This window comes from Mesorhizobium sp. C372A (genome assembly GCF_030323245.1).
Taxonomy (GTDB): domain Bacteria; phylum Pseudomonadota; class Alphaproteobacteria; order Rhizobiales; family Rhizobiaceae; genus Mesorhizobium.
On sequence record NZ_CP100475.1, the window covers coordinates 4,947,244 to 4,969,150 of the forward strand.

Below are 21,907 nucleotides of genomic sequence, written 5' to 3' on the forward strand. Positions count from 1 at the left end.
TCGCGTCGCCCGAAAAGCGCCTGTCCCGTCTAGTTCACGAGCGGCAAGAGGCCAGCTGCGGTCACTGTCGAATTGATCCAATCCCGGAATCGGTCGGGCCGCACATAGATGCCGCCATCGCCACAATTCATCGTTGCCGCACGGGTCGCCCGGCTGGTCAGCCCAGCGAGCTTGAATACCCCGCCCACCGAGACATAGGCCGGCCCGCCGCTATCGCCATTGCAGCTGTCCTTGCCGAGCATCTTGCGCCCGGCGACAAATTCGTAATCGGGGTTGAAACCCAGCATCGCCGGCAATTCCCCAAGCGCCTGGCCCGGTGTTCGCGCCATTATCGCTGGTAGATCGATCGTCACCCGGCGCTTGGTGCCAAGCCCGAGCGGCCGCATCGGATCATTGTAGCCGAACCCAACGATCTCGAACGCCGCTGCCGCGCCGATTTCGGCAGGGGTCGCAAATGGCGCTGGCGGCACCAAGGCCGGTGCGTCAAGGATCACCACCGTAATGTCGTTCTCGTTGCGCGGATGCGCGCTGTAGTTCGGATGCACGACGGCCCGCCGGACGGACACGACCCGCGCGTCGGCGCTGAGTTGAGGAAGCACCATCGTTCCCCCCACCATTATCCGGCTGATCTCGGCGCCGCAGTGCGCCGCAGTCAGCACCACCTGCGGCGCGACGAGTACCCCGGTGCAGCCCCAGTTCGGCGTACCGATACAGACACAATGAAGAAAGGCACCGGGCGGTACCAGCCCGCCGCCAATGACACGAGAATTCTCGCGCGCACTCGCCGGCAGACGCTCGCCGCGGGCCACCTGGCCCTGTTCGGTGACGCTGCGGGAAAAGGCGCGGACTTGGTCGCGCAACGCGGGCGGCGCTGCGTCGACCATCGCTGCAACATGCGGGTCCGCCGCAGCATCGTCGTCAGCAACCACGCTGCGGGGTCCACCGACCTTGCGTGGTGCGCGTGCCGCCGCTCGGTCCGCTTGCCACGCAGCGCTGTCCACGAGCCGCGCCATGTCAGCGCTTAGCGCCGCGATCGCCCCCTCAGCATCAAATGCCTTGCGGCCGCAGCACCTCGGTTGAGAGGGTTCCGCGGGGGTGCTACGTGTCCTGCTCGCCTGGCGCGCCGCCCTCAACCCGCGCGCACGCCGCTCATTGCCCGACCATTTGATGTCGCTTGCCACCTCGACCGTCGGCCACACGTCCCCGTCCGTGACGCTCCGCGTCCGCACCTGATCAGCGGCAAGTTCGTCGACCTCTTTCAGCACCCCGAAATCAAGACCGGTCCACGTTTCGATTGCTGCCATCGTCACCTGATGGACCTTGAGATCGAGCAGCCGCCGTCCGTGCAGGTCGTTCCACGCCTCGCTCTGCTTGATCGCAAAGGTGATCGCCGAAAGATCGTCACCGCCCGCCTCGGCATCGCGCAGCACGATGACCTTCCAGAACGCTGCCGGCAGTTGAGCCGCGCGCGACACTGATCGCAACTCCGGCGGCAACTCGGCCAGGGTCGGGTCGCTGTCTGTGAAGACCGGCCCAGTGAATACGCAGAGTCGGTACGACAAGTCTGTCGCTCGTTCGAGCACCCAATCCTCGATTGCCTTCCACTCATCCTGATTGAAGTTTTTGTGCTGTGGACTCGCGTTGCTGTAGAAATAGGTTGCTTTGTTGGCCGCTCGCGCTTCCGCCACCGTCCCCCACAATACGTCCTCGCGGCGCACCAGATGGCCCTTGTCGATCTGGTTGTGATCGTAGGTCTCCCGGCCCAGCTGATCCTCGCCCAACCGTTCGTCCATCATCCACGTCAAACCGCCGCCGATCTGCACCTTGTGCGCCGCGTCGATGTTGTTGGCGGTCAGCATTGCGGTGCGCCGGTCGCGATCCATCACCAGCGAATAGTGGGTATAGTCGAAGACCTGCCCGCTCCCGACAGCTCTTGCTCGCGCCCCATCGCTCAGGGTTGGCATCGGCACGTGGAAGCCATCTCCAAGGAAGCCGGGATCATAGGGGATGATCAGTTCTGGACGGGCCATGCCACGATGCCTCAAAGCTTGATGTTGAAGTCCAACGCCTGGGCTTCCAGCTTGCGTGCCAAGCTGCCCACCGCCCGCTCAACCGTCGTCGGCGGCAAGCCCAACGCGCTGCACATCGTCATAAGGTCGACGGCGCTCGACCGCCTTTTGCTCTCCTGCGTCTTCATCCAAGTCGCAACGCTGGCAAAGCGATGCTGCTGCTCCTCGTTGGCCGCGACCGGATAGAGCAACCTTGCCACGGCTGCCTCGGCCGGGGTGATGTGCAGTTCATCCTCCCACTCCAATCCCTCGAATCCGTCCCCCGACGAACTCCTCGCACCTCGGAACCACCCGCGCAGCTCGGGGTGTGACAGCCCAGCCGTAATCATTTCACTCACCGTCGTGAACTCTTCCGCCACCTTCACTTCAGCTGGCGGCGGCGTGTTCGCCGGTGCGCGCCGCTCCGAACGCGGCTGCACTGGTGCCGCCATTTCGAGTGGCGCGGCGGTCCACGCCATCCACAGGCTCGACGACCAAAGTCGGGAGGCTATACGCTCGCTGAGCGACCCCGCCGGGATCAGTTCAGGCCGTACTCGGGCAGCATCGAGCAGCGCGACCCAACTCGCCGCGAGGAGCGGAGGGAACGGCACCGCAGGTTCATCTTCGATCGGCTGGCCGTTTCGCATCCGCAAGCGCAGCCGGAGCGCCGCAACGTCCGGATGCCTCACCGCCTCGCCGCCTGTCAACTCGGCGAGCTTGTCCAGAAGCCGCCTCTGGAACGGCAGATCGTCGTCTTGCCCTCTATCGCACAGATGAGCGGCGAAGATTCCGAGCATCGGGTTCAGGACCTTGTCGTCGGCCAGATGGTCGATCAGCTGCTCGATATCTGGCCCATAAAGCGCCCGCCCCGAGCCCAACGCCGTCAGCGCCGCCTCCTCGAAAGCGATGAGCGTCTCGTTCATCGCTCCGGGCTTGTCGGGGGGCAGCAGCCGCACCCGCAACCGCTCAAGGTCGATGCTCATCTCCCCGGTAGAGCACAACGGCGCAACGATCTCGATCCGATAACCAGGGCAGACCGTCAGCGGCAGCTCGAACGGTTGGCGCTCGCCGGGGTCGCTGAGTCGCAGCCGCCAGTGCCCTGGCGCCACTGCGAAACGCCAGTTGCGCCAATCCCCGGGTACCAGGTTGGGGACGATCGGCGTGTCATGGTCTGCTCCGGTCAGCGTCGCGGTAATTTTTGGTGTCGTTGCGATGTCGGCCAACCCATGGGTCGTCCCGGTGAACGACACCACCACCGTGGCGTCGTCGAGCGGTTGGGGCAACGTTGCGGGCATCATCTCGAGCGTCGCTTCCCGGCTGAGTGACCGCGCAACCTGCACCACCGTTACCTCGTCAGCTTCGGGGGCGGCGACTACGTGCTGGCGCTCCCAGCCGTCGCCCTCCCTAAAACCGACTTCATAGAGCCCGGGCGCAACATCCACGGTGATGCTGCCGGTATTTGAGGTCAGCGCCACCGGCTCGAACCGCGCGTCAAGGAGTCGGATTTCAGTGAATGGCCCAGCGCCCTGTACTTTAAGGGTCACCCGCTTCTCCGTTGGCGAAGCGTCAGATGGCAACTGCGTTGGCGAAGCATCAGATGGCAACATTGATTCCTCCCTCGCGCACCGGCACTGCTTGCGACGCGGTAATGAGCCCCGCCGCATCGATCCCGTCGAACAGCCACAGCCCCGGCTTCAGCATCACCGTCGCCGGCGCGGGTTGTGCTGGCTTGACGACACCGAAGTCCTTGCCATCGCGCACTTGAAAGCGCGCCGCACCGTTGCGCAACGTGACATTGACCGGCACCCCCCGAGGCGTCCCGAACACCATCGGCGTCGGCGCGCCGGGATCACCGTCGTCGAAGTCGATGCGCGGCCCACCGGCCGCCGCCGCCTCGATGAAGCGCTTCAGCGAGCTCGAGGTAATCCGTCCGGCTTCGTCAGATGCCGTCGTCAGCCCGCGCAGCAGCGCGTTGGTCAGCACTCCCTGCCAGCTCTCAGCCGCCCCCGGGTCAAGCGGGTCGGGCAACAGCTTCTCAGCGGCTGTCGCGTTCCAAAGGGCGGCATGAATGTGCAGGAACGGCCGGCGCGGCGTCAGCGTAACGTCGCCGTAGAAGGGCAGGTTGCACAGCAGCTCAGCGGGGCCGGACACCTCAGCACAGGTGTCCATCACGAGCATGACCTCCTTGAACAGCCCGGTCAGCCGCATGCTATCCGCCGCGACCCCGCCGAGGAGCCCGCGGAGCAGGTTTGGGCGAGCATCTGCCATCACCAGAGCGCAGTCGCGGTGGTTCGGCGGCGGCCGCGACAGACCGTGCCCGGCGAGAAACAGATAGAGCCGCCGGCCCCCCGCCCAGCCGGCGTTGGCGCGATCGAAATAGGTGACAAGAATGTCCTCGATCTGGTTTCGCACTGGTTCGGCCGGCGGCTGATGGCCAGCCGAAACGACCAAGCTGACGTTCGCGGGGTTAAGCCCGCCCATCGTCGGGTCGACCAACCAGCGGCAGAACAGATTGCAGTCATTGATCGCGCCCTGCAACGTGTTTATCCCGGCCACATAGTCGTTGATACCGACGACGAGCGCATGATCATCGGGATTGATGTGCGGTGGTGGGGTCGCTGGCAGCTGGACGAGCGGCATGCGGTCCTCTACTCAAGCCGTTCAAACTGGAAAGTAGGAAACTTCGTGACTATGCGTAGACTGGCTACAGCAATGCTGTCGACATGATAACCCTCCTTCTGTAGTTGTGCTAGAGGGCGTTGTTAAGTTTGCTTCAGCTTTTTCCGCTTTCCATCTTACTCTCGGGGGTGAAATGAATCCAGATAAACTTGGATTCTCGATGTCTAGTTGCTTCGATTCTCCAATCTGAAACAAGTGTTACGAAAGAGGCGGACACGTCTCACAGGGCTGTCGGTCAAGGGTGGAAGACGGACTGCTCACGAGATAGTTGAACCCCTTCGCGACGTTTGAACTCCGGTCTTGCGGTACAGCTCTTTGCTTTGAGGCCACTCAAGGGTCGGCATCCGCCTCCCCGCGGGGTCGATTCTGTTACTGTCGGGACGGCGGCATCGTTTCCAAGGACAGCTTTCGCGCACCGTCTTCGATCGGCACGCTACACATCGGCCGATTGTAGAATCCGCTGGCGCGACAGACATTGGGTGTCGTGCCGAGTAGATCCCCGGCTTGGCATGCAACGCACATACGAAACACCGCCGCCTCCAGTTGGAGTGAATAGTCGAGCGCCGAAACTGCCGGCTCGAAGGGCTGAAAAAGCTGCCCTCCCTTGATATTTTGGAACCAGGTGTCGATGTGCGCCTTGACCTTTGCGGGAACGGTCACGTCTGCCATGTTGAATCTGTTGTCGAGAATGCCAATTGAAGCACGAGGTGTTCGGGCTGACGCGTGGCACGAAAGACAGGAAGAACGGATATTGTCGGCTGGCCCGTTGGCACGGCCCATAAACCCCATCGTGAGTCTCTTGTCCCAACCGTAAGTCACTTTGTAGAGGTCGGAATTGATCCAACTTTCCTGCACCGACGTATCGTAGACCTTGGGATCATTGCCCCATTGTAAGGAAACCGGAACGAGATTGTCGAACAGCTTGTCACCTTTGGGCGGCCCTCTCCAGACGTAGGTGCCAAACACCCAACTGGTGTCCCTCGCCCTTGTATCCTTAACCGAGATGTCCACCTGAAGCAGCCGCAACGCGCGACTTGATCGTTGATCAACCGGGCGAGATATGACTCCTGACCCAGGAACATCAATTAATGCATCAAATTCCGGAGCGTCTTTTAGGTAGGTGACCTCATCAGTGGAGGCGTCGGCGAACAAGAATTTGATGGAAACTGTGTCTGCTGGAAACTTTAGAGCGACCGGCAGAGAGGGATTGCAGGGTTCAGCGAAGACATCCCCGAGGACGGCAGCTCCCGGCCGATTGTAGAAGCCTACAGCCCAGACCTGGTATCCATCTGCATTTGTCTCAGAAAGATCGCCGGGGTCAGGGCCCCGCTCTTTCGTGAGTCCCATAAGCGGCTCCCGCCCTGACGTCCCGTAGTCGAGCCATTCGGAAATCCACCAGGATTCTTGTCCGGTGCCGACCAGCTTCCGACCCGAAATATGGAACGACGTTCTTGCATCTATCAGAACGGCATTCATATACTCGACGGGTTGGGTAGCAAAGTCGAAGAACTCCCAAGGTTGCTTGTCACGCGGGTTGGGATACTCCTTCGGATAGTCTGTTCTCCATTCGGCGGGAACGACTCCGCTCACCTTCATAGTGCTTGCGGAGAAGTTTTGACACGTTTCCGCCCGAACGGACGCACACGCCATAACTGCAATGGTGAAGGCAAGCGCTACTGATTTCATCTCTGGCCCCATGATTTTTGTCGATCAACATTCGGGTTCGACAATATGGCAGCTTGTGCAGAGTCATACCAGTACATCTCAACTGGTACGGCTCGAAGAGCTCTAGCGACCACTGAGCTACTTCCTTGAGCTAGAGCACGAACGGCGAAAACGCCCTGCAAACTAAAACGGCGCAACCCTCCCGGCGTCAACTGGCATGTTCTTTGACGCCTCCGATCCATGATCAGTGTCAGCGACGACGATCATTTTCAATTGCGGCCACTTTTGTCTTGTGCAACACTATATCAAAGTAGTATTGGATTTCGCATCTTTGCGGACGACCGCAGCCGACTACGCTGCGGCGCGGTTCCAATGGACTCCGTTCTCCGACAAATGAGCCGCCAAGAATCTCTCTCAATAATTCGAGACTCGTCGCGGGCGGTGCGGATATGCACTGGTGTGAACGCAGGTTAATGCAGTGATGGACGGCATCCACCGGCATGCGGAAAATGCGACGTTCCGTCGTACGAGTGCGATGTGCTGACTGAGTTGCTAGCTCGCCACCCGAGTCTTTACGCATTTTGGATACAGAGTTCCCGCAGCGACCGTGAGCTCTTCATTCGTGACGTAGCAAGCCTGACCCCGAAGGGAGATAGTCATGAAAAAGGTGCCACTTGAAGAACTGCCGGTGAAACAGCCTACCTATATGGCAGATATTCGGCATTTCTTCGAGCCTGTCGACATCGAGCATATGGCACCAAAGGGCTATGACCTAAGCACTTATGCAGGTGTCAAGAAGCACGCGCTTGCCATCTTTACGCATACGTCACCGCCAAATGCCGATATGCCTCCCGAGCCGGACCGCAAATGGAGTCCAGCACGCTCGGAGACCTTTAGGAATTGGATACTCGCGGGCTACCCAGTCGGCGTTGCGGTTGCGTCAGGGCGGCCCGCTCAACTGAGAACCGCGGCCGCGGGTCGCATCCGGAGAAATGTTGCGGACCTCAATAAAGCGGAGATAGCTGCGCTCAAAACCGCTTTCAGTTCGATAGTTGCGAAGGATCCGTCAGACCCGTACAGCTTCTATGCAATTTCGTCCATTCACGGGTTGCCTCAAAGCTATTGCCTGCATCACGAGAATAAATACAATCCGTGGCACCGCGTATATCTAAAAGTTCTTGAAGATGCATTGCGTGCAGTCCCAGGTTGCCAAGATGTAACACTACCTTACTGGGACATTCGAACCCCGATACCAAATCTACTGAAAAAACCTCCGTTCGACAGCTACGTCGTCCCCGTCGAACTTCGAAACCCTTACGGTTCGGGCTACAAGACTCAGCGGTATGACCAGGCGACCATAGACGCAAATCTACTAAAGTATGATGTCTTCAAGTACATCGATTCGGCGCTGGGACAATCGCTATGGGGTGCCTTCGGCGTCAACGGCTTCCAGGAGGCAAGCATCGCAGCGCACGATGGCGGCCACACGTCGATTGGGCCAACCATGGCTGACCAAAACGTCTCCTCGTACGACCCGATCTTCTGGTTCTTCCATTGTAATCTTGATCGTATATGGTTGAAATGGCAGCGGAATGTCAGCGGTACTACCCTTACAGGATTCAAGTCGACGCTGTCTGGCAGCACGGACTGGCTATCTGGACCACTCAACGTGCTCGAGCCATTTTTGTTGACACCCGACCAGACGATTGACTTTGCGGACGTCACCTATGAGGAGCCGGCGATGGTCGAATCCACCGTAGCTTTCGAGAATATGGTCGGCAGCATCGATGCGACGCGTACCTTTAAGATCCGGCGCTCACCGGAAATGTCGGTCACAGTCAAGAACATCGACAGGCTGAATATCCCGGGCACTTTTGTTGTGGTCCTTCTTGCCGACGGCGAGCCTGTCGCGCATCGGGCATTTTTCCAACCCAACCCGCCACGTGAGTGCGCGACCTGTCGCAAGCTCGGGCTCGTAAGCATTAATTTTCGAGTGGAACAGGATCGGGTTTTCGATCGAAAGCTTTCGATTGCAATTGAGCTACCGGGCCAGGAAAGCATGGGCGTGCGCTTTCCGGTCTCAGGGGCAGGCAATCCCACCATCAACGCGCGGCTACTGATCGAGGACGCATAGCGCCGCCGCATAGAAGAGGCCGGCGGCAAGAGACATCGGATAACGCGGCGAAAGGAGAGAGACTATGGCACGGAAGCCAGTTGCGGGACGTTCTAAAAGTACGGGACCTCATAAAAGGACCTGTGCAGTAATGCCGCATCACTACTTTTTGGCTGAGACGGACCCGGTTTATCGGGACAATCGGCGGATCATCGAGGCAACCACGAGGACCGCGCGGCTCGCGACGCGCGCCGGCGTCATTCGCATTCCTGTTGTGGTGCACGTTCTTTTCCATACCGACGAAGAAAATATCGAAATGAGCCAGATCGAAAGTCAGATCGCTGCGCTCAATCGCGACTTCCGCATGCAGAATCTGGATCGGGACCAGATCCCGGTTCCGTTCCGCGTATTTGCCGCCGATACGCTCATTGAGTTCGCGCTCGCCGTGCGTGACCCAGAAGGCAATGCGACCACCGGTGTCACCAGAACGCGAACTTCAAAGACCGTCTTTCCGTATGACCCCAACGATCTGCTGGCAACGAAGAAACTGGACGACATGATCAAGTTCGGCGGTTTCGGCAAAGCCGCTTGGTCCCGTGATTCATATCTGAACCTATGGACCTGCAGCCTTGGCGCCGGTCTCCTTGGATATGCTCAGTTTCCCGGCGGGGCCCTTGCCACTGACGGAGTTGTTATTTTGAACAAGGCATTTGGTTCAAGCGGCACCGCCGCACCGCCATACAATCTTGGCAGAACCGCCGTCCATGAAGTCGGCCACTGGTTGAACCTGCTGCACATCTGGGGCGACGATGAGGACCGGTGCAGCACATCCGACAATGTGGACGACACACCTAACCAGGCTGGTTCGAACGGTTCGGATGTCCGGATATCCAGTTTTCCGCACGTCACCTGCGACAATGGGCCGAATGGCGACATGTTCATGAATTACATGGATTACGTGGACGACGATACCATGTTCATGTTCACGGCCGGCCAGCTGAAGCGTATGAATGCGACACTGGCCGGGCCGCGGGCGTCATTGTCTCAGTCCATGGGTTTGACTCCAGTGGATACACCGGCGCTCGCAGCCGTCGCCTTGGCGGCTCCGTTTGCGCGGTCGATCCTTGGTGATGAGCGAGGTGAGCGTCCTATCCGGGAATTCGATGGAATTGGGTGGGTCTAAACGTCCAATCACGTTAAGACCAAAGGCGCCCCCATGGCCCAATCCATCGACGTCGACCTGCTGCACGGGCAATGGATTCGCGCCCGCGAAGAAGATACCGCCACGGAACAGGTCTATCGGCCGGCCGGCTTCCCTCTTCCTCCTTCGCGGGGGCGCTCCGGCTTGCAATTCAATGAAGATGGAACGTTTGCGCGGATCGGAATCGGCTCGACGGATATCTCCAATGTGAGAGAAGGGACATGGCAGATTGATCGCTCTAATGCGGCTTGCGTCCGCGTCGAAGTAGACGGCGAACCACAACTGCTCGAGATCAAGGATCTCAAGCACGACCGCATGACGATCAAACGTCCGACTTAGTTCCCGAGAGAGTGCGGACGCTAGTCCTCACAGCTTGGCGCCAGTGCTGTTACGCAACTTCGCAATACCGTGGAACGCACGTGGTCAAAGTTTAGAGGCTGTTTGGTCACTCTCCAAGCCTGGTATCACAGCGCCGGCCGTGATCCATTCCGATAAAAGATCCACATCGACTTGGGCAAGTTCACCCTGCATCGGCCCTGTTCCAATTATCGCAACCAGGAACATGCTGCGGTCGGGGGCACCGGGAACAACCCAGCCACCACGGATCAGCGCCGCCATCAAGTCGCGGGGGGTATTGAACAGTGATTTTAGCGTGGCCGGGGTGCCGTCGGCACCTGGAAGGACCAGCTCATCGTGTGACCGGCGGGCGAGTGGAGCGTATCTCTCAATCATTTCGACCACCCGGGCACCTAATTCTGCGGGAGAGGCCAGCCCAGGACGCGCTACCATCCCGGTGGTGGCTGCGTCGTCAATTGACACCCGGTACATGAAGTGACCGATTCCTGTTTCTGCCCCGTCCTCGTTCTTGAAGTCCCATTTGAAGGTTCGCGAACCGGGGGTTGGCGATTTCTCGTCTACCAAAATCTTGACCAGGGTCTGGCGGGGATCAAAAATGGTAATGGTCAACCGCATCGCATTCTCTGGCACCTGCGCCTCGATTACCAGGGAGTCCCACGCAAGTGGAAGCGGCGTCTCCGCGGCGCGACGCGCTGCAACCGAGATCCGAGCATGTTCCGTGTCCGGGGTCGCGATACATTGATAGATGGTGCCGCCCGAAGCATAGGCAACGATCGGTTCTGATCCTGTAAAGCGAAATCTGTTGATAAAACGTCCGACATCGTTTGCATCCGACCATGTGGCTCCGCCGTCGGCGGTGCCGCTGGTGGTGCCTAAGGGGTTGCTGGGGAAGCCACTACCCCAGCCGCCAACCCAGCCAGTCATCTCATCAAGGAAGCCGATTCCTTCAAGATTTACGTTTCTCTGCGGATCCGTAATCTCTATTCGCTTCCAGGTTTGCCCGCCATCGGTGGTTTTCAAAATGGCGGCGGCAGTGTCATTCTCAAGCGAGACAAATCCGACCCGATCGTCGAGGAACTGAATCTTCCATCCCCACTCCCCCCTTGGAAAGTTGATGCCGGAATCTTGCAACTTGTCTTCCCAGGTCTTGCCGCCATTCGCCGTGAACAGAACGACTGGCTTAAGTCTATCGTAGGTCGTGCCACCAATGCCGCCAACCACCCATCCGTGGGTGTCATCTGTAAAGTGGGTATCAATCAGAAGATTGGCATGTGCCGCCATCGATACGGAATTCCACGTCTCACCGCCATCGGCCGTGTGCATGACGGCCGCTTCTCTGCTCGGATATTGCGTACCTGAAGCAAAGACGACATTTTTGGAAGGTGACGAAATTCCGCAAATCGCGCTTGGCTGCGGCGGAAGTTTAGGGGTCATATCGTTCCATGTCTTGCCATCCGTCGTCTTCCATAAACGTTGTCGCCGGGTAATTGAGCCTATCCATCCATCCGTGGGGCTGGAAAAACTCATACACCGCAGCCACGTGTCCGGATCAACGGTGTGCTGGATCGTCCAAGGAGTTTGCCCGCCATCTTCTGTGTGAACGATCTGACCAGCGCTGTTAACCGCCCAGCCGATCGACGGACTAATGAACCAAATATCGTCGTAGCGTGTCTGCACCGGCGCGAGGGTGGGACGCCAACCGTATTTCATGGTTCTGCTCCGCATTTTCGGACGAACGGACGATAAATTGAACTGATTTCCGGCGGGCCATCCCGCGGGGCAAGGCGAGAAGGTGTCCCTGTCCTGCATACTGCCTTGCCAAAACGGAACGCCATCAAAAGCTCCAAGACAAATCGGCGTGGGGCCGATTGCCTCCAGATCAAGAGGCAGGGTGCGAATTCACAATCGCCAAAACCTTTCTAGTGCTTGACGCAGCTACAGAACCTTTATGCGTTCTCGTCTCGATCTACTGGTTGTCAAACAATTGCGGTGCCCTCGGGACAACCTCGCAATATCCAATCTTTGATCTCGTCGATTTCGCCCTGGTTGAAGTAGTCCAAGTCGTCGCCAGAAATGCTTAAGGGCATTCTTCCGTACTTGCCACCCTTTGAGAAAGCCGGGGTATCGCCTTGCAAGGCATGAATGAGGGTGGAGTTGTTCGGATCCCCGACAACGACTATCCGTTCGCCCTTGACGGTGCCGTCGGTAACAAACTCCTGATAGGTCATCTTCTTCCACCACCGTCCGTGACCGGAAAAATCAGGCTCTGCGCCAACTCTCGTGCAGCAATCGTCCAAGAATTTCTGAAATTCGGCCCAACTGTTGATCGCATTGGCCATCTTCGTGCCTTTCCTATCGACCCGTCACTTTTGCGTCATGAAATCGATGAGAGCCCGAACCATAGGATCGTCATCGAGGGCGGTCTTTTGCACCCTATTTGTTGTGTCTAAGGTCGTGATTGCCGGAACTGTTACCCGTGCAACAGCTTGTTGTGGAGGATCAGAGGCATCTAACGCCATGAACGCCACAAAATCCAAACCTCTTACGTTAGAGATGGCGTTGTGACACTCCATGCAACTGCGCCTGTTTCTCTGATTGTAAGTTTCCATTGTTGTATTTGCTAAGGTCGACCCGACGCCGGTGGGAAATGGCATTCCTGTGTTTGTAGGGGACTCGGGATCTGGCATGGTCGGCCATTGGGTCATCACCAGCATATAGTTTGCCCAAACCGTCCCCTTAATCCCTGGCAATTCCCAATAGGCACGGTTTAGGGCCATCGTTTCTGGCTGAATACGTTGCTTTCGAACCACTTGCATCGGATTGGGATTGGGTAAGGGCAAGTTATCCGAACTGATAGCATCTGGAGGCGTTGTCGGGTCCAGATCGGATGGCGGCTTGCCAGAATTATATGAATACGGCACCCCAGCCTTAGCGGCATCAGGTTCGGCGCCTTGCGGAGGCACGTTATCAACGTGTTCGAATGAACTCCAAATCCATTGCGGGCGCAGCTTGGTCTTAACGACGATATGAAAGCCTACCAACGCGACAGCTTGTTCCTTGCAAATGACGCTTCCGGCCTTGGCCGTGGCTTCCGGGTCAAAAACAAAAGCCGAAGATACGTAGAACCGATCACGAACGACGTCATCTGCTGCAGTTAGGATGCGCCAAGCAGCCTTGATTTCGATGGAACCGTCTTTAAACGAGCCCGGCGCGCCAGATGTGGGTTGCTTGCCTTTCACATACCATTCGTTTTGGAAGATCGTATCAAACTCCTCGCGATTGAAACGAACTTCGTAGCGCGTGTAGGTCTTGTTCTGCGCGATCAGAGGGTTGGCAAAGCTGGAAAGGCTGAGCGCCGCCTGATTGAAATCGGCGAAATGGGAAAATGCGCTGAGCGTCTTTTTGTCGTTACCTACGGTGCCGCCACAGGGATTGCTGCCGTCGAAACTGTTCCATTCGGCAGGCTTCACGGCCCCAGGAGCGAAAACCTCATATCGCGCCTTAAAAGTCTCCCAGACCCGCGGGCCAGGATCGGCAAGCGTCTTGCTAGCATCCGGCTCGCCGCGATGCATCACGTCGGTTAACGCTGGCCAGTTCAAGGCGATAAAGGCGCGCCAGCTGAAATTGTCGAACCGCGGAAACGGGCTTCCTGAGCCGTCGGCAACGTCGTCGATGCGTATGGAAGAGACCTTTGGATCCACATCGTCCCCGGCGAGACATAGCCCCGAAGTCAATGAAATTGCGAGGGCAGTTCCAACACCGAAGCCAATCCAGCGCATTTGGTGAAATTCCTTTGTGGCTGAGCCTGCTTTCGCAGCCGCGGCGCGGCTGCCAACTTTACGCATTCAGATTGCCGCGATCGGCTTCGGCGAAAGCAAGTCGATAGTTGCCAGTTCGGATGTTCGACGAGCAAAATCAGGCTAGATGGTTGACACCTCATCACGCGCTCCAGCCGAGAAGTATTATTAGTATCAAATTACTTGTGGCGCAATACAAATGAGATGTGCACCCCAGTGAACATCTCGCATGTCAAAGTCCAAGCTGAGGCTGGTGAGCCTCTGATACGGAAGGGTCCGCAAACTGGCATAGGTACAGGCGATCGTCCGGCGCTCGACTGGCACCGGACGGCGTGCAGCAAAGGCTGCTAATGCTGCCATGATCGGCTGCTCGACGGCCGCCGCTTGGCATAGCGAAAACATGACCATCATCGTAGCTCCAACCTGGCCAGACATGGACTCGTCTGTCGGGGCAGACCTGACTGGTTCCGCGCGGGGTGATGTTTGGAGCCAACTCAATGGCGACAGGACAGGATCGCGGAGCCAGCAGCAGACCGCGCCAAAGGTGCGGGTTTCGGTCGGACGAGAAAAGAGAAGGGTCCGTCTGGACCCTCCTCAAATGGCCGGCAGGGAGGATGCAAGCCTGACAGCCAGAGCATCAATTGCGCTGGCGGGAACCTACTTTCGAACCAGGGGAACCTGCAGGTTCGTCGGGCGGTTCTCTTCTGTATCGAAGCCGCGGCCGTCGATATTTCTGGCACCCCAGAAAAGAAGATCATGGGCGATGTAAACCAGGTCGAATTCCTTGAAGTGCGTTCCGCCAACGAGGCCGAACGGCACGAGGTCTTGCCGAGTATGCTCTGCGTCTTGCCCACTTCCGGCTTGGCGCCGGCACGAGAGCCCCCGGCCCGTCGAGGGTATAGGGCGGGCACGGTAAGACGAGTTATGAGCGTCGCGGCAATCGGAGCTCGCTCAATGCGGAGAGCAGATCGGCGAACGCGGCTTTTAGTAGTTAGCAGGATGGGGGTCTAGAGCCGCTAGGAGGCGCTTTCCTGACGGGCAGCTTTGGGGCCGGAAGCTGAATGGCAGCTTCACACTCTGCAACTTCAAAAGCCGACGTTCGATGATTTACATCAGCTAGTAAGCTGCCAAGCAACTCACCACTTGACCCGCAACCCCAGTGAGCCGGTCAGCGCATGACTATCACCGAAGTTTTTGAGGCCTGTCCGGGCGACGGCTTCGCCAAAGACCGAGAACTTGTCGTCGGCCCAGTTGATCGTGCCGCCGACTCCGAGACCACCCCAGAGCTGCTCGTCCCGGCTTGAGAGGTTAGTGCCGGCCAGGTCGATCGACGAACCATCCCCAAAATCATAGTAGAGGTTGGCGATGCCGTAGAGGTTCGTGTGGGCGGCGCGACCCGTGCGATCCTGCCACTGCGACTGGTGGTCGAGCGAGAGGCCGACGCGGCCGACCAGGCTGTCGTTGGTGTCGGGGGTGACCCTCGCGCCAAAGGCGTCGGTGAAGGCGTCGAGATCGACCGACGACCAGGCAAGCTGCGCTTGCGGCGTCACCGACCAATTCGGATCGAGCATGATGCGTTTGCCCGCTTCGACACCGAGCGCGTAGCCGACGCCATTGTTGCCGTCGACGAGCCGCTGTCCGGCGGTCCTCGAGTCGAGATTGCTGTCGTACCAGACAACCTGAGCCTGGCCGTCGAGGTAGAAGCCTGCCGCCCCGTACCAGGTCAGCGAGCCGGAAATGCCGGTGCCGGTCGTATCGATGGACCCGCTGCCGAACACCGACGAGATGTCGGCCGATACCGTGCCATACTGGAAGGCGACGCCGCCGACGAGCTGACCGGCCGCGCTATCGGAGACAAGCATGTCGGCGCCGGTCTGGAGCCTCCAGGTCGAGGTATCATACGTTGTTCCGGTGGTGGAGCTTTCAGGATCGTAGGAGCCGCTGGTGCCTTCGATCCTGCCCCACAGCCCGATACCGGCCTCGGCCTTTACATCGTCGGAAATCCCGTCCGCGCCTTGCGCTTCTACGGTCCAGGAGCGGTTGCCAAGCCGCTGCTGCAGCGTGCCCAGCTGGTTGAAGCTCTGCAACACGCCCGCATAGGCCTCGTACACAGGCGCGCCGGCCTGGAAGAGCAGGCTGTTGTCGAGTTCGGAGCGCAGATACCAATCGCCATCGGCCGGTGTGCTGACGCCGCCTTGGTAAAGTCTGTAGGCATAGGCGCCCGCGACGACCGCTGCATCGCCTTCGAAGGTATAATTGCCGTCGAGCGAGAAACTGCCGTTCGAGACGCCGCCGACGTCGACGATCTTGATGCCTCCGACCGTTTGGGCGCCCGACCCGCCGAAATTGATGACCTGAAGGGTGCTCGTCCCGGACGTGTTGCCCGCGATCACCAGCATGTCGGTCAGCGAACCGTCACCAGCCAGCGCCGTGTTGAGAACGACGTTGCCGCCATTGCCGACGTAATCGCCGCCGATGGTCAGCGTTTTGCCGAGGCCGCCGCCCGCGATGCGCACCGTTCCGGCGTTGCTCAGCCCCGCAATCGACTGCGAGGTGCCGCCAAGATCGAGAGTGGCGCCCGAGGCGACGGAGAACTGCGAGGAGGAACTGAACGCGTTCGCACCGCCCGCGGCAAGCGTGCCGCCGGTGACCGAAGTTCCGCCAGCAAAGGCAGAGTTGTCCGAGGCGAGCACCAGCGTGCCGTCGCGGCTCTTGATGAAATTGCCGGCGCCCGAGAGCACGCCGGCATAGCTCGCATTGGCAGCCTGGTCGAATGTAAAGGAGGCGCCGGCGCCAATCGCGACATCGCCGCCGAAGCGCTCGGCCGCCGAGACGAGGCTGCCCTGTTCGACGGTCCAGTCGAGCAACGAGGTGCCCGATATTGTCAGTGAGCCAGCGCCGTCCTTCACCATCGCACCGGTGCCGGAGATATCGCCGGCAAAGTTGGCGTCCGCCGCCTGGTCGAACACGACGGTTCCGGCATTGCCGATGTCGCCACGGATCGAAGCCACATTGCCGACCAGCGTGCCGGCGCTCACCAACGTGTTGCCGCCGTAGCTGTTCAATCCGGTGAGGGTCAGCGTGCCGGCGCCGGCCTTGGCAAGACTGCCGGCCCCCGAGATCACGCCGGACAAAGTGAGGTCAGCCATCGTGTCGAAGGTGCCGCCGGCCGCCAAAAGTGTGATATCGCGAGCCGAGGAGAAGACGGCGGTGTTGCGCAGCGTACCGCCGGAGAACGTCAGCTCGCCGGCAGCAACGCCGAGATTGTTATCGGCCGAAACCGAAAGCACGCCGCCCGAGACGGTCGTACCTCCCGTGTAGGTGTTGGCGCCTTCGAGCACCAGCGTGCCTGCATCAGTCTTGGTAAGGCTGCTTGCCCCGGTCAGCACGGAGGCGATGGTGGCTATATAGCCCGCTGCGGCCGGGGAGCCGTCGCCGACCCGGATGATGCTCTCGCCACCGGCGCCGGCGAGCGTGACGGAGTCGCCCTCGATGCGGTAGCCATCGGCAGCGAACTGCATGCCGGTAACCTCCAGCGCGCCGGCGCTGTCGTCGGTGGTGACGGTGCCGCCAAGCGTCTGGAAGATGGCGAAACCGGGTTGCGGCTTCATCGCGCCGGTCACCAGGCCGGTGCTCGTCGTCCACGTCGGGCTTGCCGCAGTCCACGTGCCGTTGCCGCCATCGACCAGATCGTTGTTGGCATTCCCGGCCGCGTCACCGTCCCAGAACAACAGGTCGTTACCGACACTGCTTATAAGATTGACCTGGTTGGCGACAGAAGTCTGCACCGTCAAATCGGCCGCCGTGACGCCGGCCGGCAGATTGCCGAGTTCGAGACCATTGTCGGTGAGTGCGCCGCCATAATTGATGAGCCGGTAGACGCCCGGGCCAAAGCCGCCGACATCGGTGATGTTGAGGCTGCCGTCCAGCGTCAGTGCTCCGGTCACCTCGATCAGGTCGCTGACACCGCCGCCGACAATTCCTGCCTGGCCGAGCTCGTAGTCTAGGATAGAACCGGAGCTCAGGCTGAGCGATCCGACCGTCAGCGTACCCGGACTGGAGCCGGGGGCCAGCACGCCGCCATCGGCGACGATCACCGCGCCGCCTATCGAGCCGGAGCCGCCCAGCGTGCCGCCGCTGTTGACCGTCGTCTGGGTGTTGCCAAGCGAGCCTTCGACGACAAGCTTGCCGCCATTGACAGTGGTGGCGCCGCTATAGGTGTTTGTGCCGGTGAGGCTCAGATTGCCAAGACCCTGCTTGGTGAGGGAGCCGCTGCCGTCGATGAAGGCGGCAAAGGTGGCGTCGGTCGGCTGGTTAAAGACGAGCGCTCCGTCGTCGAGGATTCCGCCGGTGCCGAGGCTCGAGGCCTGACCGGTCAACGTGCCGCCGGTGATCACCGTGCCACCGCTGTAGCTGTTCAGGCCGGTCAGTGTCGTGCTGCCCGAACCCTGCTGAACCACCGCGCCGTTGCCTGAGATCGCACCATCGACGATCAATGCATCTGAGCGGTTGAATGCCAGCGTGCTGTCGTTAAGCACATTGCCGACAATGCTGCCGGAGGTGCCGCCATCGCCGACTTGGAGCGTACCGCTATTGATGACAGTGCCGCCGGTGTAAGTGTTGGCACCCGACAAAACCATCGTGCCGCCACCGGCTTTCGTGAGAGCGCCTGCGCCGGAGACGATATTGCTGAGCGTGAGGGTCGTGCTGGGATTGGTGAGGAATGTTCCTCCCCCCGTCAGCTCGATGGTCCGAGCACTGGTGATGTCGGCGGTGGTCCGCAGCGTGCCGCCGCTGAAGGTCAATCCGCCTGAGGCGGCGCCCAAATTGTCGTCACTCGAAATTTGCAGGGTCCCGCCGCTCAAAGTCCAAGGCGTGACGACGTTCGTTGTCCCCGTCAGTGTCCAAGTGCTGCTTCCGGTTTTTTCATAGAGTCCGAAGCCATCGTATTTGGCGGCAGCGCCGATTTGGGAAACATCGAAACTTGCATTGGTATCGCCGCCCAGCTTGAAATTATCGGCATTGCTGAAGGCAACCACATTGCCAGTGATGTTCGAGCCGGCCTGAATCTCCAGCGAATTGACGCCACCGGTGAACTGGATGGCTTTGCCGGCTATCGGCGTTCCACCACCTGCGCCGACGGCGCCACCTGTAATTGTACCCGCATTGATGACGGCGATGTTGGCGCCCTTGATCCCCGAGCCGCCGTCGCCTGCCGTTCCGGTGGCGCCGGCCAGACCGCCAATGCCGCCAATGATCGTCGCACCTTGATTGTTGATGACGGTTCCACCTGAAAGCAGCAGAACAGCGGCGCCACCGTCCCCACCGCCGCCGAGAAGGGCTTTTCCGCCGGCGCCCCCAAGCAAATTCCCGCTGTTCTGGATTGTCCCGCCGCCGATCAGGACGATAGCAGCTGCGCCGCCGCCGCCGCCTGCTTGGGCCCCGGCTGTGTTCGTACTGGTGCCGCCGGTAACGCTGCCGCCCGCCTCAACAACGACATTTGCGGACGAGAATATGCCGACGCCGCCACCACCGCTGCCGCTGTTGCCAGTGTTCCCACCTCGGCCACCAGTGCCACCAACGACCGATCCTGTGCCAGTAACCGTAACGTCGGCCGTGGCACTGACGCCTACACCGCCACCGCCACCGCCGCCGCTCCTGACGACGCTGTTCGTGCCAGGTGAGCCCAAAGCGCCGGCCCCGCCGCTGATGCTGGTGGCAATGGTCCCGTCTGTGGAGATGACCAGACCCGTAGCACCGGTTGCACCGGCAATGCCATTTGGGTTGTTGGCTGTCGTGCTTCCTGATCCCGACCCCCCGGGCGCACCGTTGCCCGTCGTGAGGTCAACGCCACCACCACCGCCACCGGCGGTCGCGCCATTGGGAACATTCTGACCCGCCGCCGTTGCCGGCGTGCCGTCGGCGCCACCTTGTCCGGCATTCACACCGCTGCCATTGCCGCCATCGGCCCGAGCCGGCGCGGCGCTCAGCGCAAGGGCAACGGTTAGGATCGTGAAGGCAGAAGTGCTGGAGCGAAGCGACACGACTTGCTGCACGCGCGCGAGATGCAAAACCCAAAACCCATCACGCGCAATCCGCTCCGCCATGCCTAAGCTCCCTGATTCCTGAGTGCGCCGAACGAAGCATGAAAAGCGATTCGCCCGCAAGACGTTTATAGTCATGAGAGCTACCAAGAAGCTAACGGTGAGCAGTAATATTAAGTCTTCGACTGTTTGGCGACAGAAAATATGTCAATTAGATTTAGCTTATTAAGAGATATCTTACGAAATGCCAGAACGATCTACCCGCATGGATCTGGGCGGAAACTCGCGCTAAGTCGGATTGTTCCATAGCTGGTGAGCTTGCGGTGTGACGCCCCTGTAGGTCAGCCGCAGCCAGAAGGGCGGCAGGTTTTTTACTGGTCGACATCGAGCGGCTCGTGATCTGGTTGCTCGTGCCACATCACCTAGCGGAAATCGCGTTTCGACCTGCTGACCGCAGATCGGGCATGCGTGAAATCGATCGTCCCCGTCCTGCGGTTGGTGTGGCTTGCCGGGGATAGGCGGTCCAAGGTCGCTATTCAAGTCATGCTCGACCGAACACGATGCTGCGGCAAAAGTTCCGTCAGTTTGGTCTTCTCAGTTGGTGAAAGACATCGCAACAAAAGCGGTAGTCATCTGGTCGACCGTCGAAATGAGCCTCCAAAGCGCAGTGCGCCACGGCGGTCGCCGCTTCCAACCCGTAGAGTTCGACCGCAGCTTGAGCTGCCTGATCTTGGTCGACGAGATCGGCAATCTTCTTAGTAGCAAAATTAGCGCTCTGCATCCCGAGCCTCCGTGAACCGGATATTCCCAACCCCCAAAGGGTGACTATATGATCCCCATGACAACTCTGCGGTACGAGGTAAGGCGTGAACCGGATCGGACGTGGACGGTGTTCGACGTGTTCACCGGGCTCCCGGCTATTGTAGCGGGCCACGCATCTGTCGACCTTCCCGACTTGGAGTATGCCGAAGAGCTGGCCGCCATCCTGAATGCCGACGACCTGAAGCAGAGGCTATCTCACGGTAGGTTCCCCGGAGGGTTCGCCTGACTGAAGTGGCATTAGCCCCGTCGTGTTGCCCATCCAGGATGGTTCGTCCGATCCGAACAAGCAATTGTTATTGATCAACCGGCTACGACGGTCTTAAGTCGACTTGCCATTGCTTTTCGTAGGGAGGACGTGATGGGCAACGTGGTGCCAATCTGCAAGGCCGGGTCTTGCGTGCAAGTGGTCGGAGCCAGTGGCGAATGGGTCGTCCGCATCATTGAAACTGACCAGGAAATTACACGCTCATTCGCCCTGGAATCGTTCGCGCTGGCCTTCGCGGAAGGCCAGCGGATTCGCCTGCATCTCGACAAGGTTGTGCGGCTTTAGGACCCTCCTGCGGCTGGGTAACCTCAGGGCCGCAACGGTGATGGCCTATCGTTCCGTGGCTGGCGAGGCTTGCGGTGTGACGTCTCTGTCGTCCGCCCCGGCCGGAAGGGTGGCAGGCATTTTATTGGTCGAGATCGAGCGGCTCGTGATCCGGCTGCTCGTGCCACATCACCTAGCGGAAATCGCGCTTGTCGACCATAGCCGCTAGTATCGATCGAGCCGCTGCCGAACGAATCCAGCGAAGCGACAAACGGCAGAGGTAACCCGCTATGTTCAAAGGCGGCAGATGGCACGAAGCGTGTCAACATCGTCAAACCTTGGCCTTTCACCACCCGGCCCACCAAGCCTCCCATTGGGAACAGAACCAGCGCTCGCCTCGGGCTGCATTCACACGCGTCAGATGATATGCTTGGCCGGCATGTGAACTGTTTGCCAGCGAGCTAGAATGCGTCCGTGAGGTGCGGATGTGTAGAAGAGCAGTTGCGGCCGGTTGCTACGCCTTAGCTGTGCGCTTGCCGGGGCCTTCTTTGGCGACGGTCCGCAACGCTCGTCCGGCATGAGCTGGCACGGTGTCGGTCCTCGCGGCTCATGTTGCGTTTGCAACCGGCGGGCTCCCCATGTGCGCCTGTTC

The 21,907-nt window shown here is 59.8% G+C and carries 16 protein-coding genes; 5 read left to right on the forward strand and 11 right to left on the reverse strand.

The genetic code is table 11. The features are described from left to right. Positions 1 to 29: 29 nt before the first annotated feature. The 4 genes from NLY42_RS23725 to NLY42_RS23740 form a co-directional block, all read right to left on the reverse strand. Positions 30 to 2,030, reverse strand: a complete 2,001-nt coding sequence (locus NLY42_RS23725) for a DNA/RNA non-specific endonuclease (RefSeq protein ID WP_023754327.1) — start codon at positions 2,028 to 2,030, stop codon at positions 30 to 32. Positions 2,031 to 2,041: 11 nt separating this feature from the next. Next, a complete protein-coding gene (locus NLY42_RS23730) occupies positions 2,042 to 3,592 on the reverse strand; it encodes a hypothetical protein (RefSeq protein ID WP_023754326.1) in 1,551 nt (516 codons plus the stop codon). Between the two features lie 49 nt (positions 3,593 to 3,641). Further along, the gene (locus NLY42_RS23735) at positions 3,642 to 4,688 is read right to left on the reverse strand and encodes a caspase family protein (protein WP_023754325.1); all 1,047 of its coding nucleotides are present in this window, start codon (positions 4,686 to 4,688) and stop codon (positions 3,642 to 3,644) included. Between the two features lie 408 nt (positions 4,689 to 5,096). Continuing rightward, complete coding sequence (locus NLY42_RS23740) at positions 5,097 to 6,413, reverse strand: hypothetical protein (protein ID WP_156933816.1); 1,317 nt, start codon at positions 6,411 to 6,413, stop codon at positions 5,097 to 5,099. A gap of 637 nt (positions 6,414 to 7,050) precedes the next feature. Here NLY42_RS23740 and NLY42_RS23745 point away from each other — a divergent pair. The 3 genes from NLY42_RS23745 to NLY42_RS23755 all read left to right on the forward strand — a co-directional run bounded on the left by NLY42_RS23745 (position 7,051) and on the right by NLY42_RS23755 (position 10,045). Further along, a complete protein-coding gene (locus NLY42_RS23745; RefSeq protein ID WP_023754323.1) occupies positions 7,051 to 8,526 on the forward strand; it encodes a tyrosinase family protein in 1,476 nt (491 codons plus the stop codon). A gap of 130 nt (positions 8,527 to 8,656) precedes the next feature. Beyond that, the gene (locus NLY42_RS23750) at positions 8,657 to 9,688 is read left to right on the forward strand and encodes a zinc metalloprotease (RefSeq protein WP_023756458.1); all 1,032 of its coding nucleotides are present in this window, start codon (positions 8,657 to 8,659) and stop codon (positions 9,686 to 9,688) included. A 33-nt stretch (positions 9,689 to 9,721) separates the two neighbouring features. Continuing rightward, positions 9,722 to 10,045 carry a hypothetical protein gene (locus tag NLY42_RS23755; protein WP_023754321.1) on the forward strand — a complete coding sequence of 108 codons (324 nt, stop codon included), beginning with the start codon at positions 9,722 to 9,724 and terminating at the stop codon, positions 10,043 to 10,045. A gap of 84 nt (positions 10,046 to 10,129) precedes the next feature. On the opposite strand, the gene NLY42_RS23760 is transcribed toward NLY42_RS23755, so the two are convergent. The 7 genes from NLY42_RS23760 to NLY42_RS23790 form a co-directional block, all read right to left on the reverse strand. Next, complete coding sequence (locus NLY42_RS23760) at positions 10,130 to 11,773, reverse strand: WD40/YVTN/BNR-like repeat-containing protein (protein WP_198022187.1); 1,644 nt, start codon at positions 11,771 to 11,773, stop codon at positions 10,130 to 10,132. A 266-nt stretch (positions 11,774 to 12,039) separates the two neighbouring features. Then, positions 12,040 to 12,402 carry a hypothetical protein gene (locus tag NLY42_RS23765; protein WP_023754319.1) on the reverse strand — a complete coding sequence of 121 codons (363 nt, stop codon included), beginning with the start codon at positions 12,400 to 12,402 and terminating at the stop codon, positions 12,040 to 12,042. Between the two features lie 24 nt (positions 12,403 to 12,426). Beyond that, entirely contained in the window at positions 12,427 to 13,908 is a 1,482-nt protein-coding gene (locus NLY42_RS23770) for a hypothetical protein (protein ID WP_023756460.1), read from the reverse strand. Positions 13,909 to 14,034: 126 nt separating this feature from the next. Then, a complete protein-coding gene (locus NLY42_RS23775) occupies positions 14,035 to 14,271 on the reverse strand; it encodes a hypothetical protein (RefSeq protein WP_023754317.1) in 237 nt (78 codons plus the stop codon). A gap of 246 nt (positions 14,272 to 14,517) precedes the next feature. After that, positions 14,518 to 14,679, reverse strand: a complete 162-nt coding sequence (locus tag NLY42_RS23780) for a hypothetical protein (protein WP_023754316.1) — start codon at positions 14,677 to 14,679, stop codon at positions 14,518 to 14,520. A 317-nt stretch (positions 14,680 to 14,996) separates the two neighbouring features. Then, a complete protein-coding gene (locus NLY42_RS23785) occupies positions 14,997 to 19,967 on the reverse strand; it encodes an autotransporter outer membrane beta-barrel domain-containing protein (protein ID WP_286488848.1) in 4,971 nt (1,656 codons plus the stop codon). A gap of 517 nt (positions 19,968 to 20,484) precedes the next feature. Beyond that, entirely contained in the window at positions 20,485 to 20,685 is a 201-nt protein-coding gene (locus NLY42_RS23790; RefSeq protein ID WP_023755067.1) for a Y4oE-related protein, read from the reverse strand. 48 nt (positions 20,686 to 20,733) lie between these two features. Between NLY42_RS23790 and NLY42_RS23795 the strand changes: the two genes are divergently transcribed. Both NLY42_RS23795 and NLY42_RS23800 read left to right on the forward strand, forming a co-directional pair. Further along, positions 20,734 to 20,952, forward strand: a complete 219-nt coding sequence (locus NLY42_RS23795) for a hypothetical protein (RefSeq protein WP_023756645.1) — start codon at positions 20,734 to 20,736, stop codon at positions 20,950 to 20,952. A gap of 132 nt (positions 20,953 to 21,084) precedes the next feature. Then, the gene (locus NLY42_RS23800; RefSeq protein WP_023756644.1) at positions 21,085 to 21,276 is read left to right on the forward strand and encodes a hypothetical protein; all 192 of its coding nucleotides are present in this window, start codon (positions 21,085 to 21,087) and stop codon (positions 21,274 to 21,276) included. Positions 21,277 to 21,907 lie beyond the last annotated feature (631 nt).

What these genes read in the sequence shown, in the direction of transcription:
- NLY42_RS23725 (WP_023754327.1), bottom strand. Translation starts at nt 2,030, where the DNA reads ATGGCCCGTCCAGAACTGATCATCCCCTATGATCCCGGCTTCCTTGGA.
- NLY42_RS23735 (WP_023754325.1), bottom strand. Translation starts at nt 4,688, where the DNA reads ATGCCGCTCGTCCAGCTGCCAGCGACCCCACCACCGCACATCAATCCC.
- NLY42_RS23740 (WP_156933816.1), bottom strand. Translation starts at nt 6,413, where the DNA reads ATGAAATCAGTAGCGCTTGCCTTCACCATTGCAGTTATGGCGTGTGCG.
- NLY42_RS23745 (WP_023754323.1), top strand. Translation starts at nt 7,051, where the DNA reads ATGAAAAAGGTGCCACTTGAAGAACTGCCGGTGAAACAGCCTACCTAT.
- NLY42_RS23750 (WP_023756458.1), top strand. Translation starts at nt 8,657, where the DNA reads ATGCCGCATCACTACTTTTTGGCTGAGACGGACCCGGTTTATCGGGAC.
- NLY42_RS23755 (WP_023754321.1), top strand. Translation starts at nt 9,722, where the DNA reads ATGGCCCAATCCATCGACGTCGACCTGCTGCACGGGCAATGGATTCGC.
- NLY42_RS23760 (WP_198022187.1), bottom strand. Translation starts at nt 11,773, where the DNA reads ATGAAATACGGTTGGCGTCCCACCCTCGCGCCGGTGCAGACACGCTAC.
- NLY42_RS23765 (WP_023754319.1), bottom strand. Translation starts at nt 12,402, where the DNA reads ATGGCCAATGCGATCAACAGTTGGGCCGAATTTCAGAAATTCTTGGAC.
- NLY42_RS23770 (WP_023756460.1), bottom strand. Translation starts at nt 13,908, where the DNA reads ATGCGTAAAGTTGGCAGCCGCGCCGCGGCTGCGAAAGCAGGCTCAGCC.
- NLY42_RS23775 (WP_023754317.1), bottom strand. Translation starts at nt 14,271, where the DNA reads ATGATGGTCATGTTTTCGCTATGCCAAGCGGCGGCCGTCGAGCAGCCG.
- NLY42_RS23785 (WP_286488848.1), bottom strand. Translation starts at nt 19,967, where the DNA reads ATGGCGGAGCGGATTGCGCGTGATGGGTTTTGGGTTTTGCATCTCGCG.
- NLY42_RS23790 (WP_023755067.1), bottom strand. Translation starts at nt 20,685, where the DNA reads ATGCAGAGCGCTAATTTTGCTACTAAGAAGATTGCCGATCTCGTCGAC.
- NLY42_RS23795 (WP_023756645.1), top strand. Translation starts at nt 20,734, where the DNA reads ATGATCCCCATGACAACTCTGCGGTACGAGGTAAGGCGTGAACCGGAT.
- NLY42_RS23800 (WP_023756644.1), top strand. Translation starts at nt 21,085, where the DNA reads ATGGGCAACGTGGTGCCAATCTGCAAGGCCGGGTCTTGCGTGCAAGTG.